Origin of the sequence: Mucilaginibacter sp. NFR10 (genome assembly GCF_900100445.1) — a bacterium.
GTDB classification, from domain to species: domain Bacteria; phylum Bacteroidota; class Bacteroidia; order Sphingobacteriales; family Sphingobacteriaceae; genus Mucilaginibacter; species Mucilaginibacter rubeus.
This window is the reverse complement of sequence record NZ_FMTV01000001.1, coordinates 1768111-1787377: the sequence shown is the minus strand read 5'-3', so window position 1 is coordinate 1787377 and position 19267 is coordinate 1768111. Positions and strand designations below refer to the sequence as shown.

The window sequence follows — 19267 nt, the reverse complement described above, 5'->3', positions numbered from 1 at the left end:
ACGTATGCTTAATCTAATCACCATGATAACCAGCTAATTATTGCGGATCCTGATTCAAATAAATATGCAGATCGGGACATAATGTAATTCCCTGTCCCCCAAAGCCACACTGCAAAAACCGGCCTGCATTACTTAGCAATTTATCCTATTACGACAACGGGGCCCGGTGAAACAGAAAATGCCAACAGGCATTTTCTGTTTCCGGACTTTAATTTAACGAAGGGAGAGTAGTATCTGATAATTACTTTCGTCCCGGTAACGCTTTCTTACTGTGACATCAGTGTCTGCTGCTACCGTTTTATGGGCAGGCTTCAAAAAAACAGATGCAGTAAAGTGATATTGCCCGGGGGATAATTGGCTAAAAGTTGCACTTCCATCAATAGCGGAAAGCTGCATTCCTTGATATCTAATGTTGCCTGAGTTGTCTTTTTCAGGTATCCCGGCATAGTAATAAACAGGAATATCTGGCACAGGTTGTTGGTTGTATTGTACCATAATATTAACATTCCCATTATATACACTAGCTTTTTCGCATGATGATAATATAGTGATGGCAACTACTGAGATGACTAATTTCATCGTGATATTAGTTTTCATATTTGACAGGCCTTAGTTTAAACGCTATTTAATTTTATTCCGCCTTATTCTTCATCATCATTAATAATGAATACGCACCTTTGGTTACAAAAACAGCGTTTGCGGTCATAGTCTTTGTAGGCAACAGTATTTCTGTAAAGCCGTTTTCACTTTCACCTGTATTAACCTCGGTCATCTCAAACTGTCGGTTCCCGATAACTTTATAGATATACTGTTTACCTTCAAACTGAACAATGGCTTCGTTAGCTATGGCATATGCCTTAGTATTTTTTACTTGTACTTCTGCATTCATATACGTACCCGGAACCAGTGTTTTATCGTAGGTTTCAAAATGGCAATGCACGTCTGCGTTCCTGTCGGCAGAAAGATCACGGCCAATCAGTAATATCTCGGCTTCGTGTTTTTTTGCGGGTTGGTTGTTGGTATAGGCCACCAGTTTTTGACCGACATATAATTTATCCAGATCTTTCTCATATACTTTCAGCGCCAGGTGGATATCTGTTGGGTTGACCAACTCGAACAGCACCTCCGTCGGGGATACGTATTTGCCGATATTGACATTTACTTTAGATACAAAGCCGGTGATAGGAGAGTATATATTTACGCTCCTTGATATTTTTGAAGCGCTGATAGTTCGTACGTTGATACCAATGAGTTGTAATTTCTCAGCTAATGAGCTAATTAACACTTGCTGGCTGCGGTATTCGGCCTCGGCCTGCTGAAAAACCTTGTCACTGCTCGCTTTGCTCTGGTTAAGGTCTTTTTGGCGGTTATATTCATTTTCCAGGTACCCTATCCGCGCCTTCGCTGTAAGATAATCCTGTTGTAACTGAATATATTGCTGGTCCTCTATCATCGCTATGGCTTCACCTTTATTCACATGCATGCCCGGCAACAACTTGGTTGATTTTAAATACCCACCAAGGGGGACACTAATGGAAACCATATTTTGCGGCGGAACATCGATTTTTCCATTGAGTTTTAACACAGATGATATTTCCCTTTGCTCAATCTTGCCTGTAAGTATCGATGCATTTTTTAGCTGCGCATCCGTCAGGGTTACAATGTTAGTATTCTCTGCTTTATCTGTATTATCTGTTGCCGGTTTTTTTTCGCCGCAGGCAGATAGCAGAATAATGATGACTGATAGATATATAATGGATTTCATGATCATATTTTTAGTTGTTTGAAAAATAGTTGAGTTGAATGATGGCCTCGTTAAGGTTGCGAACAGCATCCAGGTAATCATTTTTAATAGTAGTGGCCTGGTTAATCAGTTGTGTCCATTCCAGGTAGTTGATGTTTCCGGCGGCAATTTGCTGGTTGGCGGTAACGGTTATTAAAGCGGCATTTTTTAACGGCTTGCTTTCAAAATGCTGAACCGTTTGCAGGTACTTGTGGTATTGAAAAACGGCAGATTGATAAGCCGTTGTCATGCTTTGAAGTTCCATAGCATAACTACTTTCGGCTATCTGTTTGTTTACTCTCGCGCTGTTGATCCGCGCCTTTTGCGCCCGGGCAAAAATAGGTATGCCGATACCCAATTGCACTGAGTTAAACCGATTTGAGCCATTGTAAAGCTTATTATCGGCACCAATACCCTTGATGCTGGTATTGTTATATCCTATGGCCAGATCAGGCAAAAGTTTGCTCTTTTCCATGCGGATAGCAGCGTCTGCAATTTGCTGCTGCTGAGCTATTAGTTTTATTACCGGGTGGTTTTTCAAGGTCAAGGTATCTGAGGCCAATATAACGGCTAATTTATAGTCGGATCTGTCTGGTGTTAAGAGCTCTGTAGAATTAAGCAACAACTGGAATTGCAGTTGTATGATGGCCACATCTTCCTTTAACTGGCTTAGCTGCATCTGCACCTGTCCCAATAATGTTTCAGCACTCGTTTTCTCCAGTATATTGGCTTCGCCTTTGGCCAGCCGCAACTCGGCTTTTTTATAAAAGCTCAAATACAAGCTATCGGCATGCTGTAGTAACATTCGCTTGTTTTCCAAATATACCAGGGTGTTAAAAACCTGGCTAACCTGCTTTTTTAACAGCACCTCATTTACCGCGATATTCAGTATGCTGTTTTTCCAGTCTTCTTGCAAAAGTTCTTTCTGCCTGCTATAGACAGTCGGAAAGTTGAAAGACTGGGAAATACCGAATTTCGTATCGTTGTAGCTGCTGTTGATTTGCCCAACCTCTCCAAACAGCGTAGCCTGCGAAATATTGGCTGATGTGCCGATCAGTATCTGCTGATACTTCGACTTTAACTGTTCATGTTTAACTTGTAAGTTGTTTTTTAAAGCAGTATCTATAGCGGCTTTAAGGGTGATGGGCGTTTGCGCCCCCGAGGTTTGGCTTATTACAGTCAGCAAAATGATGGAAAGCACAGTGGCCGTTTTCTTCGATAGCACTGTTTTAAAGCCTTTTTCAAACATGACATACAAAACGGGCAATACAAACAAGGTGAGGAAAGTGGCGATCAGCAAGCCACCTATTACTACCGTAGCTAAGGGCCTTTGTACTTCGGCACCGGCACCGTTACTGATGGCCATGGGAAAGAAACCCAAGGAAGCCACAAATGCGGTCATGAGTACCGGTCTTAACCTTACCTTGGTGCCTGATAACACAATATGTTTCAAATTGGTCATACCTTCTTTTTTTAACTGGTTAAATTCCGATATCAATACAATGCCGTTTAGCACGGCCACGCCAAACAGAGCGATAAAACCCACCCCGGCGCTGATGCTGAAAGGCATGCCGCGCAAAGCAAGGAACAGGATGCCGCCGATAGCTGACAATGGAATTGCGGAGTAAATCAATAATCCGTGCTTAATGGAGTTGAAAGCAAAATAGAGTAGTAAGAAAATAAGCAGTAACGAAACCGGCACGGCTATCATCAGGCGCTGTTTGGCAGCATTCAGGTTTTCAAAGGCACCACCATAGGTTACATAATACCCCGCCGGGAATTTAAGTTGTTTATCTACCTTGGCCTGCAGCTCGTTTACGATTGTTTGTACGTCCCGGCCGCGCACATTAAAGCCAACTACGATACGGCGTTTGGCATCCTCGCGCTGTATCTGGTTGGGGCCGTCTTTTATTTGTACATCGGCCAGCTGATATAAAGGGATCTGTGTACCCCGCGGTGTCGGGATGAGTAAATTTTGAATATCCTTCAAGTCTTTTTTTTGCTCGCTGCTTATCCTGACCACTACTTCAAAGCGCTTTTCACCTTCAAACAGGGTTCCGGTGCTTTGCCCGGCAAGTGCTGTGTTAACCACCTTGTTAATATCGGCGATATTGAGGTTGTATTGTGCTATGGCATTGCGGTTATAATTAATGATGATCTGTGGCATGCCGGCAACTGCTTCCACAAACAGGTTTTTAGCGCCGTCAACGGTATTGATGATCTTACCCAGTTTATTCGCATAAGCAGCGAGGGTATCCAGGTCTTCGCCGAATATTTTACAAACCACGTCCTGGCGCGCACCGGTCATCAGTTCGTTAAAACGCATCTGAACCGGGTACTGAAAGCCTGCGGTAACACCCGGAACCGCTTGTAAGGCCTTACCCATTTTTTCAGACAATTCATTAAAGGTTTTAGCCGATGTCCACTCTTTCTTGGGTTTTAGGATCACCATCATATCGCTTGCATCCATCGGCATAGGATCGGTCGGAACTTCGCCGCTGCCTATTTTGGTCACCACCTTTTCAACTTCGGGGAATTGGCTTTTTAAGATGTGGGCGGCCTTTTGGGTATTGGTAATAGTAGTATTCAGGCTACTGCCGGTTAGCACCCGCGTATCAACCGCAAAATCACCTTCTTCCAGTGCAGGTATAAACTCACCGCCCAGTGTGGTTAAAATATAGGCTGAAAATATAAACAGACCGATAATAGTTAATAATGCAGCTTTGGGAACTGCAATTACCCCGCTTAATGTTTTTTGATATATTCTTTCAACCTTCGCCATTAACCTATCCGAAAAATTGGGCTTGTGCTTGATCTTCTTACTCAGGAAGACGGCGCTCATCATAGGGATGTAAGTGAGTGATAAAATAAAAGCGCCCAACAGCGCAAACGCCACGGTTTGCGCCATAGGCTTAAACATTTTACCCTCGATTCCCTGCAAAGTGAAGATCGGCAGGTATACTACTAATATAATGATCTGGCCAAAAACGGCGCTGTTCATCATTTTGCTGGCAGAACTGTTCACTTCCTGATCCATTTCTTTCTGCCCAATCTTGTCAGTTAATGTAAAATGTTTGCTATGGCTAAGGGTATGCATTACGGCTTCTACAATAATTACGGCGCCATCTACAATTAAACCGAAATCAAGCGCACCAAGGCTCATCAGGTTACCGCTTACACCAAAAAGGTTCATCATAATAATGGCAAACAGCATCGACAACGGGATCACAGAGGCAACGAGCAAACCTGCCCTAAAATTGCCAAGGAATAATACCAGTACAAATACCACAATGAGCGCCCCCTCCAGCAGATTGCGCTCCACAGTACCGATGGCGTTGTTCACCATTTTGGTACGGTCCAGGAAAGGTTCAATCTCCACGCCTTCTGGCATAGTTTTCTGGATTTGTGCTATACGTTCCTTTACGTTTTTAATCACCTCGCTGCTGTTGGCACCTTTCAGCATCATGACAACCGCTCCCGCAACTTCGCCTTCGTCGTTATAGCACATCGCACCATAACGGGTAGCATAGCCTATTTTAACGTCAGCCACGTCTTTAATAAAAAGCGGCGAGCCATCGGCAGTATTTTTAATTACCGTATTATTGATATCTTCCATATTGCCGATCAGCCCCTGGCTACGGATATATACCACCGTCGGGCCTTTTTCAATATAAGCGCCGCCGGTGTTCTGGTTGTTACTTTCCAGGGCCTTAAAAACATCGGTTATGGTAATATTATGGGAAAGCAGTTTATTAGGATCAACTTCAATAGAATACTGTTTAAGCTTCCCGCCAAAGCTGCTCACTTCGGCTACACCTTTGACGCCGAGTAACTGGCGGCGAACTATCCAGTCCTGTATCGTACGGAGCTCGGTTTCGTTATACCTACCGGCATAGCCCTTTTTGGGGCGCACTACGTATTGGTAAATTTCGCCCAGCCCGGTGCTTACCGGGCCCAACTCGGGTGTGCCGATACCGGCGGGTATCTGGCTTTGCACTTTTTGCAAACGTTCGGCAACCTGCTGTCTCGCCCAGTAAACATCTGTAGCGTCGTCAAAAACAATGGTAACCAGCGACAGGCCAAACCTGGAAAAACTTCGGATCTCTTTTAAGCCCGAGATATTGCTGTTCGCCTGCTCTATAGGGTAGGTAACCAAACGTTCGATATCTGTAGCTCCGAATGATGGGGCGATGGTAATAACCTGTACCTGGTTGTTGGTAATATCGGGTACGGCATCAATGGGCAGCCTGGTAAACTGATAGCTGCCATAGCCAATAAGGGCGATAATAAAAAGCCCTATGATCAGCTTATTCCGCACGGAAAAAGCGATAATATGATTTAACATAAAATAAGATCTTGAAAATTAGCAATTCAAAAAGCAGCGCATAGCAGGAATAGCCAGGCTAAGCGCTGTAAATAACATAGAAATGACTGCTAATTAGGATTTTGGCGGCTGCCAAATGCTGGATAAATAAGTTGAGTGGTTAAACGACTGATCGAAGGCATGTAACTTCGTTTTCGTTGAGAATACCAGGGGAGGGACGAGTGGCTGGAATAATTGAGGAACCAGCACGGGTGATATCGTCGCTGTGCAATTATCTGCTGTTTTGAAGGGCAGCTTCATATCCTCGCTGTAGTCTTTATCCCTCGGGCTGCCATGCATGTAATGCATGTCCAGAAATTGCAGGAATGAAATGCTCTTGTTTTCCTTCCGGTGTTCGGCAAAGTGTTCAAAAACCACAGGCAATTTCAGCAACTGGTGGAGTTCAGTTGTTGAGAACAGGAAGGTTGTTAAAAGCAATATGGCCGTGAACTTTTTCAAAACTATACAAAAGTAACAATTAATAAACAATCGTTTTTGACGCAGATCATATGATTATTAAGTTTTAATCATTTATTAATATGCGCGATAGGCTCAAAATGAGCTCCCGAAGGTCTTCGCAGCCGCATTTGGTCCTTTTTTCATATTCAGACTGGAAAACACGGGAATGACGAAAGTACTTACACGGAAAGGGTATCATTGTGAAAGAATTTTGTAAACGGAAATATTAAAAGCGGTTTTCTGTTTTAAAGTATGTAGGAGTGAGGTCACTTATTAAAGTCAATTGCGGGCCGGTTTCAAATTTGGCTCTTAATCCATCGTTTGAATTTGAGTGTTTTGTGCGTACTGTCATATAATACCCTGATCCGTGTCATTCCCGGTTAGCAGATAAACACCAACATTTGAAAAAACATTCATCACAACTTGTGAAAAACAGAAATCAAAATAGTCTATAATACTAATATACTCGTCAGCTTTAAAATAGCTACGGGTCTTTTTTTTAAATCATATGAGCTTCTCCTTTCAGCATCCTTACCCAATAAACCCGGAATACAAAATGCCGGTCGCTTATCTTTGCATGGAATATGCCGTCCATCAGCCCCTTAAAACCTACTCAGGTGGCCTCGGCTATCTTGCAGGCTCTTTTATGAGGAGCGCCTATGAACTCAGGCAGAACGTTATAGGTATCGGAATCTTGTGGAAATATGGTTATTATAACCAGGGAAGAAAGGGTGATGAAACCATGGAGGTACTCTTCCAGGAAAAAATATATCACTTCCTCATTGATACCGGCATTAAATTTACTATTAAGGTATCCGGCCACGATGTTTGGGTTACCGCGTTTTACCTGAAGCCTGAAATTTTTAAAACGGCTCCTCTGTTTTTCCTGACAACAGATCTGCCGGAGAATGATTATTTGGCTAAAACCATTTCACATAAGCTTTATGACAGTAATCCTGAAACGGGGACTGCTGCTGCGATATTGTTGGGTGAAGGCGGGGCACGCTTATTAGAAGCAATCAATTTCCAACCAGATATTTATCATCTGAACGAATCGCATGCCTTACCCATCGCATTTTATTTATATAAAAAATATAAGTCCGTTGAGGAAGTAAAAAGAAGACTGGTTTTCACTAACCATACACCCGAGCCTGGCGGCAACCAACGGTCTGATTTGTTCCTGCTTAATAAAATGGGCTTTTGGGGGGATATTCCAATAGATGAAGTGAAGGAAATAGCGGGTTGTCAGGGCGACGTTATGGATCATACCTTAACTGCGTTTAGGTTCTCCGGCAAAGCCAATGCTGTGTCAAAAATGCATTTAAACACGCTACAGGGAATATGGAATGGAAATAACGGCATTTGTGAACTTACTTCTATAACAAATGCGCAGAGCTATTCTTATTGGGCAGACAAGGAAATGTATGCGGCATTGGAAACTAATCAGATGCAAAAGCTGGTGGAAAGGAAAAAGGCAGGTAAACGTGCACTTTTTGACGAGGTAGCGGACCAATGTGGTGTTCTCCTCGATCCTGAAGTGCTCACCATTGTTTTTGCGAAAAGGTTTGCCGGGTACAAAAGGCCGGAATTGCTATTGCATGATATGGACTTTTTTCACCAACTGCTAACTAACAATAAAATGCCGATCCAAATGATATGGGCGGGAAAGCCTTATCCAATGGATTATGATGCGATAGCCAGTTTTAATAAGATCGTAAACTTATGTAAGGATTACCCAAACTGCGCGATTTTAGTCGGTTATGAATTGCGTTTATCACGATTACTTAAACAAGGGGCAGACGTCTGGCTCAACACGCCGCGGCTGACCCACGAAGCTTCAGGTACGAGCGGGATGTCGGCGGCAATGAACGGATGTGTTAATGTTTCGATTCCTGATGGCTGGTTTCCGGAATTTGTTGTGGATGGAGTGAACGGTTTTGTTATACCTAATACTGAAATTAGTGAGCATAAATTTCAACAGGATGAAACCGATGCGCATAACTTGTACAATTTGCTGCAAAAAACAGTCATTCCCCTGTATTACGATCATCCGGATAAATGGGTTGAAATAATTAGGCGCAGTATGCAGGATATATTCCCTCTCTTTGACAGTAACCGGATGGCAAATGAGTATTATAAACAGCTTTATACTATCAACGGTACTAATATTTGTTAATGTGGGCTTCTTCGCTACTTCCCATAACCTTTTGAGCAGCCGGTTCACAAACCTCGGGGGCGATGCCACGCTTGGTCGTAAGTTCGACACGTTGTTGGTTTTTATCCAGGCAGCAATCGAAACCGTGAATTGTTTGTTGTAACCGGCTATAGCATGACCAATCCCTTGATAGTTTTTTCCATTTCGACCCACATAAAAGATCGCGTGGGTTGATAAATGCGCCTACCTCATCAGGATCAATAAAATGACCAGTGATGCAGGTACGGCCTGTATATAGAAGATCTTTTTGGTTACTGTAAGTGCCCCGTAAATGCCAGCTACGGCCACACAACTCAGGAAAAACAGGGCCACATAGTTATGCCATTGTGCGTTGCTGATAAAGAATGTCCAAATCAGACCTGCTGCTAAAAATCCGTTGTATAAACCCTGGTTAGCCGCTAAAACTTTGCTGTTTTCCAGTTCCTGCAATGATTTGTTGAATGCCTTGGGGCCACGGGTTGTCCAGGCAAACATTTCCAACCATAATATATAACAATGGATAAAGGCTACCAGGCCGATGAGTACTTTGATAATAAGATCCATAGATTTTGATAACTTAAGTATAAATGTAGTAAATGTTATAGGATATATTGTACTGGGATTCTGTTAAGCCATTAAGCCTTAAACTTATTCTGTAGGGGCATTCATGCACAAATGTATAACGGTGTAACCAATACGGTCCATTTTGCCGTTTTGCAACTGTAAAAAATGAGGAAAACAATAGCAGGGGCAGTAGGATGCTGGTTTGCCCTTTCCTGATTGTAATGGTTTGGCTCATGGAAAATTACAATAATAGGGAAGAGACCATCATACTAACGGAAATCGGAGTTTTCTTGCCATGCTAAGCTGATAATTCTCTGCCATCGGGGTTAAACCCGTTTATAAGATTTTATTTTGCCAGATAATTTCTATATTTGGATTTGACACATATACAATGAGCATTAAAACACCATGATGTTTGTGTAATTAACCTGATCAATATAGGAAATTAAAATAACGCATGGCCCCTCTTGACTTGTCAGCCGACGATGCCAAACTTCTGAAACTCATTAGTGAAGGTAGCAAACCTGCCTTTGATGTATTATATACCAAATATTGGAAACAGGTTTATAACGCAGCATACAAACGGGTTAACGATATTGAACGCGCTCAGGATATTGCTCAGGACGTATTTGTGCAGTTATGGGTGCGTGCGTCAAAGTCGCCGATTGAAAACCTGCCGGCTTATTTATTGGTTGCCGCTCGCAACGGCGTTTTCAAATATATGGAAAAGGAATCGCGCTATGCGGCCTTACCCGATACAGTCCATGAAATTGAAAGCCATCTTGGCCGCGCCGATGCTAATGTGCTTCATGATGAATTTTTGAAAGCTTTTAATGAGCTTATTGATGCCTTGCCAACTCAACAGCGTATCATATTCAATTTGCGCTTTTATGAAGGCCTCTCAAGCCAGCAAATTGCCGACCAACTGGAAATCTCACCCAAAACCGTTCGTAACCAAATGGGGAAGGCCCTTGCAACACTTCGTAAATCACTTTTCTTACTTCATGTATTGCTTTATTTTTATCAACAAGGTTGATAAAACGTTTTTTCTTTAATGAAGATGCCCTATTTTTATCAATTATGATGATTGGTTGATAATATTTTATCATTTTGATTTTAAACCTGCATTATTTTTAAATAAAACATTAAAAATATTTTCAATTAACATGGGCTATTTTCATTTTGCCGACTCATGTATATATAAAGGATGTAAATGGACGAGGCGAACAAGCAATATTTTATACAAATACTAACAAAATACAAACGTGGCGAGGCTACTCAGGAAGAAATTAAATTCCTGGAATCGTACTATAACCTGTTTGATTTGAACGATGACCTCATTACCGATGAAAATGAGGTCGACTACCTGTATCTGAAAGATGCCATTAAAGCAAAGGTTGATGAAAGGATAGCGCAATACGAAAAAAAGCCGGTTACCATGCCTTTAAGATTGGGTTGGACCAGATATGCCGTGGCCGCCTCAATTCTGTTGTTTATTTCGGTTGGTGCTTACTTTTTTATTCGTAACCGGTATAAGGCCAATAATTTGGCCGCAAACTCTTACAAAGGTATAGTACCTGGTACCAACAAGGCCACGCTTACTTTGGCTAACGGCACAACCATATCGCTTGATGATGCAGCCAACGGACAAATAGCTAAACAGGTCGGGGTAAAAATCACTAAAACAGCCGATGGGCAGATCGTTTACCAGGCCGACGCAACCGGGCAAAATCAAGCTGTTCAAAACACGGTTACCACACCTAAGGGCGGGCAGTACAAGGTGATCCTGCCCGACGGCACTAACGTGTGGCTTAACGCGGCATCGTCAATAACTTATCCAACCGTGTTTAAGGGAGCGGAACGTGAGGTAACGCTCGATGGCGAAGGCTACTTTGAGGTAACAAAAAATAAAGCCATGCCATTCAGGGTTAAATCGGCATTGCAAACTATTGAGGTGCTGGGTACACATTTTAATATCAATGCTTACGGCGATGAAGCTTTGGTTAAAACCACACTATTGGAAGGTTCGGTAAAGGTAACATCGGCAACAAACTCAATACTTATTGTTCCCGGTGAGCAGGCTGTAATAAGCCGTGCAGGCAATGGTACCATCAGTAAACAACAAGTGAACCTTGACAAAGAAGTAGCCTGGAAAAACGGGGTATTCTCATTTGCAGATGAGGATATCCGCGAGGTTATGCGCCAGGTAAGCCGCTGGTATGATATTGATGTGGTTTATGAAGGCGATATGCCAACGGAGAAATTTTTTGGTGAAATTTCAAGGAGCAGTAAACTGACCGACGTTTTCAGGATCCTGGAGCTTAACAACATGAAATTTTCGGTGGAGGGCAAAACAGTGAAGGTGTCCTACGGTAAATGATATTTAACTTAAACTTTATACTAACAACTAACAAAACTAAATGCTAATCACTAAAACAAAACTTAATGGATAAACAAGTACGATAAATCTCAGACCAATCTCATATCAACAGACCAAAAATTAACCGGAAGCCTCTCACCGCTTCCGGTTTAAAATAGGTCAGGCAGCACAAGATGTCGAAGCCCTGGGCTGCATTTTATTAACCCAATCTTATTCAAAAATATGAAATTAACTTTTCTTTACAACGCCGTATGCGCAATGCGGGGGGTAAAGTGCAAATTCTTATTAGTATTGAAACTCACCACTATACTGTTGCTTGTTGGCGTGTTGCACTTATCGGCTGCAAGTTATTCTCAAACGGTAACCATATCCGGTAAAAATAAAAGCCTCGAATCGGTTTTTAAGGATATAAAACAACAAACAGGCTATTTGTTTTTTTACAGCGAAAAAGTAAATATAAAAGGCAAAACAGTTGATGCCAATTTTCATGACGCGCCGCTTGTTGATGTGCTTAACACGTGTCTTAAAGATTTTGATCTGAGTTTTACCATTGTATCTAAAACCATCGTAATCCAAAATAAAATACCCGAACCGCGGCCGGAACTGGCTGCGCCGATGAGCAAAATTCCGGTGAGTGGCCGTGTTCTGGATTCGGTGAGTAAAACCACTTTGCCCGGTGTAAACATTGCCATTAAAGGCGGCAGGGGAGTAATAGGCCAAACCAATGATAAAGGGGAGTTTAATGTACAGGCGGATGCAGGGCAAACATTAATATTCTCGTTTATGGGCTACAAATCCGCAGAAGTTAAGGTGGTAGCAGGGCAATCGATTGTAGTGAGGCTTTTGCCTGATATTAATAACATTAAAGACATAGTGGTAACCGGTTACCAGGTTATCAAAAAGGATAATTATACCGGTAATGCTATCACGGTAAGCGGTGCAGATTTGAAGCGTAATAACCCGCAAAACGTGATCAAAAGTATAGCTTCGTTTGATCCGTCGTTTAAAGTACTTGATAATAACTTTATCGGTTCGGATCCAAACAAGCTGCCAAAGATAAACGTAAGGGGCGCCACAGCTATCCCTTCCATCAGCGACAATATACTGGACCGCAACAACCTTTCAAGTAATTATAACCTGCCGGCCTTTATCCTTGATGGCTTTGAAGTATCGCTTCAAAAAGTAGTTGACCTGGATATTAACCGGATAGAATCGGTTACCTTATTGAAAGATGGTGCGGCTACTGCGGTTTACGGTTCAAGGGCAGCCAACGGTGTAATGGTGATCACTACCAAAGCGCCTGTTGCCGGGAAACTGCAGTTATCATACAATTACGAGCTTACCTTCAACGGCCCGGATCTGTCCGACTATCACGTGCTTAATGCTAAACAAAAAGTGGCCTATGAGCAGCTTGTGGGTTTATATGACACACAGACATCTACCAGCGGTGATACTAAACAGGACGAGCTTGACGCCCAGTTGTTCACGCGCTTAAAAAATGTAGCGAGCGGTGTTAATACTTATTGGTTGTCGCAGCCTTTAAGAAACGCCTATCAGCAGAAGCATTCGGTTTACGCGCAGGGAGGCGATCAATCGTTCAGGTATGGTATCGACTTGCGATACCAGACACAACCGGGGGTTATGAAGGGTTCTGACAATACGCGTTATAGCGGCGGGGTTGATTTTACCTATAATCCAAGCTCAAAGCTTATTATCAGGAATGATCTGACCATTACACAGGTTAACCAGGCCAATTCTCCTTACGGCGATTTTTCGACCTATGTAAATGCCAACCCATATTTCCCGATAAGGGACAGTACAGGCAGATTGGTACAGGAACTGGCCAACTGGCGTGTAAACACCGGCCGTTCAGGAACTGATCAATATGTTACCGAAAATGTGTTTAACCCTTTATATGAAGCCAGCCTGAGCAGTTTTAATAAAGCGGCATATACAGAAATACTGGAGTCGTTCTCTGCTGATTATAAGATGACAAAAAGCCTGAGGTTAAGGGCGTTAATGAGCGTAAACAAAACCAATTCAACATCTGATAATTATGTATCGCCCTTAAGTAGTGTTTTTTACAACTACGCGTCTGATAGGCTGAACAACAGGGGGACTTATGATTACGGAACAAATGCCAGTCTTAACCTTGACGGAAACGTAACTATCAGTTATAACAAGCAGTTGGGCGATCATTATTTCAACCTTGTGTTAGGTGCTAATATTTTGGCTTCAAAGGCCGATGTTAAATCATTTTCGGCCCAGGGTTTTTCAAACGACAGGTTTACCAATATTGGCTTTGCACGTATTTACAAAGAAAATTCAGGCCCTTACGGAGATGTTACCAAGTCAAGAACGGCAGGTGCTTTCTTTTCTGGCAACTATGCGTTCCAAAACAAATATCTGTTAGATGCATCGGTAAGGGTTGATGGTTCATCGGCTTTCGGGGCCGACAGGCGTTATGCTCCTTTCGGATCCCTTGGGATTGGCTGGAATATTCATAAGGAAGGCTTTTTTCAGGGCTCAAAAGTAATAAGCCAGCTGCGCCTTAAAGGCAGTATCGCAACGCTTGGTTCTATCAGCTTCCCGGCATACCAGTCGCGCTCAATTTATTCATATGATACGCAAAACTGGTATTCAACCGGTATCGGCGCTACCATCCTGGGCTACGGCAATAGCAACCTGGAATGGCAAAAAACCCGTACCTCTGATGTTGGTATGGACATTGGGTTGTTTAAAGATAGGATAGTTATATCGCCAAGATACTATTACAAACTTACCAAAGGGTTAATTACTGATATCAATCTTGCGCCGTCAACAGGTTTTACAACTTACAAAGATAACCTTGGTGACATGTCAAACAAAGGCTATGAGCTTTACCTCGTAGCCCAGGTTTTCCATACATCCAACTGGAACATTAACCTGACAGGTAACCTTGCTCATAACGTTAACAAAATAGTGAGCATATCTGATGCGCTTAAAGCCTTCAACAATAACATAGATAACTTCCAGACCAATAAGGATAACAACGCTTTTTCAACCCCGCTAACCCGGTATGTTGAAGGTAAATCACTGAATACCATTTACGCAGTGAAGTCATTGGGTATTGATCCTGAAAACGGTAAAGAGATCCTGGTAAAAAAAGATGGTACCCTAACCTATGTTTGGGATGTTAAGGATGTACAGGACGTGGGCAATACCACGCCAAAGGCCGAGGGCTTTTTTGGTAGTACGGTATCATACAAAAGGTTTATGCTGAGCTTTAGCTTCCATTACCGTTTTGGTGGGCAAGCCTTTAACCAAACGCTTATCGACAGGGTTGAAAATGCTGATCCCCGTTTTAATGTTGATAGCCGCGTGCTGGAGCAGAGGTGGAAACAGCCCGGCGATCGCACGTTTTTCAAAAATATTACTGACCTAACCGATACTTATGTGTCATCGCGATTTGTACAAAAAGATAACCTGATAGAGCTGCAGTCGCTTTACTTGTCATATGATTTTAAGCCAAACGCTATTCGTCGTTTGGGGCTTCAAAATTTGAGGCTGGCAGCCACAGCAAACGATGTTTTCAGGACTTCAACTATCCAGGCAGAGCGTGGGATCTATTATCCCTTTGCCCGCAGCTTAACATTTTCATTATTGGGTTCATTTTAACACATAACCATGAAGAGATATTTAATTTTTATAATCCCCTTGCTGGTATTTACCTCATGCAAAAAGTTTTTGGATGTACAGCCGGAATCTGATGTAACCAAAGAGCAACTGTTTACCACTGAAGATGGTTTTGAGGAGGCGTTGAATGGTGTTTACACCAGGTGTACCAAAGCAGATATGTACGGTGGCAACCTCACGTTTAGCAACCTGGATATCATGGCGCAGAACTATTCGTTTTCGAATACTGATTTTCAAAAGATCGCTTCTTTTCAGTACAGCCAAAGCATTTTAAAGGATAAAAACAGCCAGATCTGGTCGGCGGTTTATAACGCCATCGGTAATTGTAATGAAATATTACAGGTGATAGATAAACAAAAGGCTGTGTTTTCGGGTAACAACTATGCCATCATTAAAGGCGAAGCGCTCGCCCTTCGCGCATACCTGCATTTTGATCTTTTGCGCATGTTCGCGGCTTCGTATAAATCCAATCCGAGCGCCAAGGGCATCCCATATGTAACTAATGTTAGTATTAAAAGTACACCGTTTTCATCAGTAGCTGAGGTAATTAACAACGCCATAGCTGATCTGCGTAATGCACGTGCGCTGCTGAGTACAACTGATCCTATTCTTTCTCCAGGCTACATAGTTGGATATCCTAACAAAACCTATCCCGGCGGTTATACAGGCCGCAAACAAACAGAAACCACAAGTAATACCCTGTTTTTGCAAAACCGCAGGCACAGGCTTAATTATTATGCCGTATGCGGCGAACTTGCAAGGATTTACCTGTATGAAAATGACTACCAGAATGCACTCGCCAACGCCAATGATGTAATAACTGCTAATAAATTCCCCTGGACTCAAAAAGATGATGCCTTTAACAACAACGTTGAGCAAAAAGACAGGGTGTTTTATAACGAGCTGGTATTTGGCTGGTATGCACCACATGCCAATGATAACAACGCGCTTGTTACGTTATTCAGTGCCACAAATACTGCTCAATATCAGCCAACACCGTTGCAGTTAGATAATATCTATGAAAAAAGCACTGTTGGAGCCGAGGACTGGCGCTACAGAGAATGGTTTTTTACAGCTACAGATGTAACCCCAAACCGTAGTTACCTGGTTAAATATTTGGTTAACAGTTCGCCGCAGGTAAACCTGCACCCGTTAATGGCGCCGTCTTTTCGCTTAACTGAGGCCTACTATATAGCAGCTGAAGCAAGCTATGATAGTAACCCAACAAAAGCCATTGAGTATTTAAATACAGTGCGTACCCATAGGGGCATTATCGATTTATTGCCGAATACTTTGGGCAAATCAGCGTTTATGAATGAGCTGGTTAAAGAAGCCCGTAAAGAGTTTTACGGCGAGAGCCAGATATTTTACATGTATAAACGCTTAAACCTTGATATAGTGGCGGCCAGCGGCCAGATCTATCCGGCATCAAACAGCATATACGTGTTCCCGATCCCCGACGACGAAACAGCTTACAATAATTGATCTCATACCATTTATGACAATGAAAAGAAATATATTTTTTGTTTTAGTGGTCTTTGCAGCTCTTTTCGGTTGCAAAAAAGACCAGTTACTTACATACGGTACCAGGGATAATATTTATCTGAATTATAAGGATAAAGACGGCAACCAGGATACGTCGGTATTAACATATTCTTTCGCCTATAATCCAACCCTGGCGCAGGATACCATTTGGGTACCGGTGATCATTTCGGGGCAAAGGTCAAAAACCGAAAGAAGGTTTGCGATATCCGTAGTTGACACCGCTACCACGGCCAAAGCCGGTTTGCACTATGAAGCGCTTAAGCCCTCGTACACTATGCCTGCTGATTCGGGCACAGTAAAGGTACCTGTCATCATCAAAAATACCGACCCAGAACTTGCAAATAAATCGGTTGTGCTTACCATTCTTGTTTCGGGTGGTCAGGATTTTAATTCGTCATTGCCTGTAGCGTTGAGGATGAGGTCTATCCTTTATTCATCGCGTCTGGAGCAACCGGCCTGGTGGATTTACTGGATGGGTAATCTGGGCCCTTACAGCAGGATAAAACACCAGTTGTTCCTGATCTCTTCGGGTACTACCGATTTGGTTGATATGTCAAAACCTAATGCTTATCTCCAGATCCCGCGTACGCTGTATTATATAGATAACGTGAGGACCTTTATTAATGACCCTTTTGCCTGGGTAGCGCGATATCCCGAAAAAGGCTACATACTTACCAAAAGGGCCGATGGAAGCAACGATTATGATTTTTATAGTTCTTCTTCGCCCGGTAAGAAGTTTTACCTCAAGTATTATGCGCAGGCAGGCAAGTACTTTTTTGTTGATGAAAATGGTCAGCAGGTTATTATCAATTAAACACTTAGGTCATGAAATTTAAATCGATAGCTATATTGGCGCTCATAACGGTATTTTATACTTCATGTAAAAAAGACCTCGGCAATTATGTATACTCGCCACCTTCAGAGCCGGTAGTTACCGGCATTAATAACGCCACATTTGCAGCCCTGCTGGGCGATACGCTCACCATAAACCCCAAGGTTACTTTGGCCGGTGCGGATCCCTTAAAGGATCTTGATTTTGAATGGCACATCACCGTACAAGAAGAACTCCGGGAAGCAGTTTACAAAGGCTACCCTTTGAAAATGGTCTACAATTTAGGCCCCGGCGACCGCGCATGTAAACTCACCATTACCGACAAACGGAATGGATTATTTTATACGTTCCCTTTCAAAATTACAGGTACGACGCAGTTTTCGGCAGGTATTTTGGTGTTGAGTAACGATAATGGGGTTACCAAATTATCATTCGTAAAACCGTATAAAACAGTGTTGGGCGATATTTATAAATCACTTAATAAAGGCGATTTGCCTATCAATCCGGTTCAGTTGTACTATTCAAAACCACTGCCTTATCAACCCAATACCAAAGAGGAATATTGGGTGCTAAGCAACGATCCTAATAAAAGCGGGGTGGTGCTTGATGCCAGTACCTTATTAAAACGAACGGATTTTGCAGCGCAGTTCTTCTCGCCGCCGGCCGTCATCAATGCGGGTTATCTGGAGCCCTTTTTAGGCCCCGTACAAATGGGAACAGTGCCAACGGGGGTTATCAATGGTAAGCTATATGTAGGTGTATCCTCAACAGCGCCATTTGCTGATGACTACGGCAAATTTGCCAACGAACAGGGCGGTGATTACACCATGTCTAAATATTTTACACATGGAAGCTCGTTTTTTATCGGTTACAATCTTAAAGGAAAAGCCTTTATTACCTTCGGGGCCGATGGTACTTATTCTGGCACCAATTACCAGATTGATACCGCAAGCACTGGCTTTGACCCTAAAAATGTAGGATACGATAATTTGTTGTTCATGAAACCTACAGAAGGTGGCCCTTCCTATGCTTTCTTTAAAACAGCGACAGGTACCATAACCGAACTAAGTTTTAGCTACCCTATGGGGGATGACCGGACATTTAAAGGGCTGGGCAAACGCACATTCAAAGGCAGCGCCTTAATTGATGATAATACCAAATGGGTGGTGAATAGCTTAAATGTGTTTTATTTTTCATCAAAAGGGAAAATTTACCGCTATAACCCAATTAATGAAGATATAAGGCAGCTCGACGCAGACTTTGGCGGTAAAAAGGTATCCATGATGAAGATCAGTTTGGATGACAACAGCCTTACTGTTGGCGCAGATGGGGCAGTTTATACACTTGACGTAAGTGTTTCTAAAACCGGTAATATCACCAAAACAATAACCGGTATACCGGGCGAACCGGTTGACATTGTGAGCAGATAAAAAACTAACTAATCAAAACCATATAAAAAATTAACCAACAGC

Annotated in this window: 12 protein-coding genes; 7 read left to right on the top strand and 5 right to left on the bottom strand. The window is 42.6% G+C overall.

What is annotated here, in order from left to right:
* Nucleotides 1–213: 213 nt before the first annotated feature.
* From BLP33_RS07315 to BLP33_RS07300, 4 genes are all read right to left on the bottom strand, one after another.
* Nucleotides 214–597, bottom strand: a complete 384-nt coding sequence (locus BLP33_RS07315; RefSeq protein WP_090526046.1) for a hypothetical protein — start codon at nt 595–597, stop codon at nt 214–216.
* 34 nt (nt 598–631) lie between these two features.
* Nucleotides 632–1765, bottom strand: a complete 1134-nt coding sequence (locus BLP33_RS07310; protein ID WP_090526253.1) for an efflux RND transporter periplasmic adaptor subunit — start codon at nt 1763–1765, stop codon at nt 632–634.
* Nucleotides 1766–1775: 10 nt separating this feature from the next.
* Nucleotides 1776–6128: a CusA/CzcA family heavy metal efflux RND transporter gene (locus tag BLP33_RS07305; RefSeq protein ID WP_090526045.1), complete on the bottom strand. Its 4353-nt coding sequence runs from the start codon at nt 6126–6128 to the stop codon at nt 1776–1778.
* A gap of 93 nt (nt 6129–6221) precedes the next feature.
* A complete protein-coding gene (locus tag BLP33_RS07300; protein ID WP_090526044.1) occupies nt 6222–6605 on the bottom strand; it encodes a hypothetical protein in 384 nt (127 codons plus the stop codon).
* 508 nt (nt 6606–7113) lie between these two features.
* Between BLP33_RS07300 and glgP the strand changes: the two genes are divergently transcribed.
* Nucleotides 7114–8781 carry an alpha-glucan family phosphorylase gene (glgP, locus tag BLP33_RS07295; protein ID WP_090526043.1) on the top strand — a complete coding sequence of 556 codons (1668 nt, stop codon included), beginning with the start codon at nt 7114–7116 and terminating at the stop codon, nt 8779–8781.
* Nucleotides 8782–9003: 222 nt separating this feature from the next.
* On the opposite strand, the gene BLP33_RS07290 is transcribed toward glgP, so the two are convergent.
* Nucleotides 9004–9363 (bottom strand): DUF1304 domain-containing protein, encoded by a 360-nt coding sequence (locus BLP33_RS07290; RefSeq protein WP_090526042.1) that lies wholly within the window; start codon nt 9361–9363, stop codon nt 9004–9006.
* A 457-nt stretch (nt 9364–9820) separates the two neighbouring features.
* Between BLP33_RS07290 and BLP33_RS07285 the strand changes: the two genes are divergently transcribed.
* The 6 genes from BLP33_RS07285 to BLP33_RS07260 all read left to right on the top strand — a co-directional run bounded on the left by BLP33_RS07285 (nt 9821) and on the right by BLP33_RS07260 (nt 19225).
* Complete coding sequence (locus tag BLP33_RS07285) at nt 9821–10399, top strand: RNA polymerase sigma factor (protein WP_090526041.1); 579 nt, start codon at nt 9821–9823, stop codon at nt 10397–10399.
* A gap of 177 nt (nt 10400–10576) precedes the next feature.
* Nucleotides 10577–11743 carry a FecR family protein gene (locus BLP33_RS07280; RefSeq protein WP_090526040.1) on the top strand — a complete coding sequence of 389 codons (1167 nt, stop codon included), beginning with the start codon at nt 10577–10579 and terminating at the stop codon, nt 11741–11743.
* A gap of 222 nt (nt 11744–11965) precedes the next feature.
* Nucleotides 11966–15400 (top strand): SusC/RagA family TonB-linked outer membrane protein, encoded by a 3435-nt coding sequence (locus BLP33_RS07275; protein ID WP_090526039.1) that lies wholly within the window; start codon nt 11966–11968, stop codon nt 15398–15400.
* A gap of 9 nt (nt 15401–15409) precedes the next feature.
* Nucleotides 15410–16903 carry a RagB/SusD family nutrient uptake outer membrane protein gene (locus BLP33_RS07270; protein WP_090526038.1) on the top strand — a complete coding sequence of 498 codons (1494 nt, stop codon included), beginning with the start codon at nt 15410–15412 and terminating at the stop codon, nt 16901–16903.
* A 19-nt stretch (nt 16904–16922) separates the two neighbouring features.
* On the top strand, nt 16923–17777 hold the full coding sequence (locus tag BLP33_RS07265) for a DUF4843 domain-containing protein (protein ID WP_175489959.1): 855 nt from the start codon (nt 16923–16925) through the stop codon (nt 17775–17777).
* 11 nt (nt 17778–17788) lie between these two features.
* On the top strand, nt 17789–19225 hold the full coding sequence (locus BLP33_RS07260; protein ID WP_090526036.1) for a PKD-like family lipoprotein: 1437 nt from the start codon (nt 17789–17791) through the stop codon (nt 19223–19225).
* Nucleotides 19226–19267: the final 42 nt, after the last annotated feature.

What these genes read in the sequence shown, in the direction of transcription:
- BLP33_RS07315 (WP_090526046.1), bottom strand. Translation starts at nt 597, where the DNA reads ATGAAAACTAATATCACGATGAAATTAGTCATCTCAGTAGTTGCCATC.
- BLP33_RS07310 (WP_090526253.1), bottom strand. Translation starts at nt 1,765, where the DNA reads ATGAAATCCATTATATATCTATCAGTCATCATTATTCTGCTATCTGCC.
- BLP33_RS07305 (WP_090526045.1), bottom strand. Translation starts at nt 6,128, where the DNA reads ATGTTAAATCATATTATCGCTTTTTCCGTGCGGAATAAGCTGATCATA.
- glgP (WP_090526043.1), top strand. Translation starts at nt 7,114, where the DNA reads ATGAGCTTCTCCTTTCAGCATCCTTACCCAATAAACCCGGAATACAAA.
- BLP33_RS07290 (WP_090526042.1), bottom strand. Translation starts at nt 9,363, where the DNA reads ATGGATCTTATTATCAAAGTACTCATCGGCCTGGTAGCCTTTATCCAT.
- BLP33_RS07285 (WP_090526041.1), top strand. Translation starts at nt 9,821, where the DNA reads ATGGCCCCTCTTGACTTGTCAGCCGACGATGCCAAACTTCTGAAACTC.
- BLP33_RS07280 (WP_090526040.1), top strand. Translation starts at nt 10,577, where the DNA reads ATGGACGAGGCGAACAAGCAATATTTTATACAAATACTAACAAAATAC.
- BLP33_RS07275 (WP_090526039.1), top strand. Translation starts at nt 11,966, where the DNA reads ATGAAATTAACTTTTCTTTACAACGCCGTATGCGCAATGCGGGGGGTA.
- BLP33_RS07270 (WP_090526038.1), top strand. Translation starts at nt 15,410, where the DNA reads ATGAAGAGATATTTAATTTTTATAATCCCCTTGCTGGTATTTACCTCA.
- BLP33_RS07265 (WP_175489959.1), top strand. Translation starts at nt 16,923, where the DNA reads ATGAAAAGAAATATATTTTTTGTTTTAGTGGTCTTTGCAGCTCTTTTC.
- BLP33_RS07260 (WP_090526036.1), top strand. Translation starts at nt 17,789, where the DNA reads ATGAAATTTAAATCGATAGCTATATTGGCGCTCATAACGGTATTTTAT.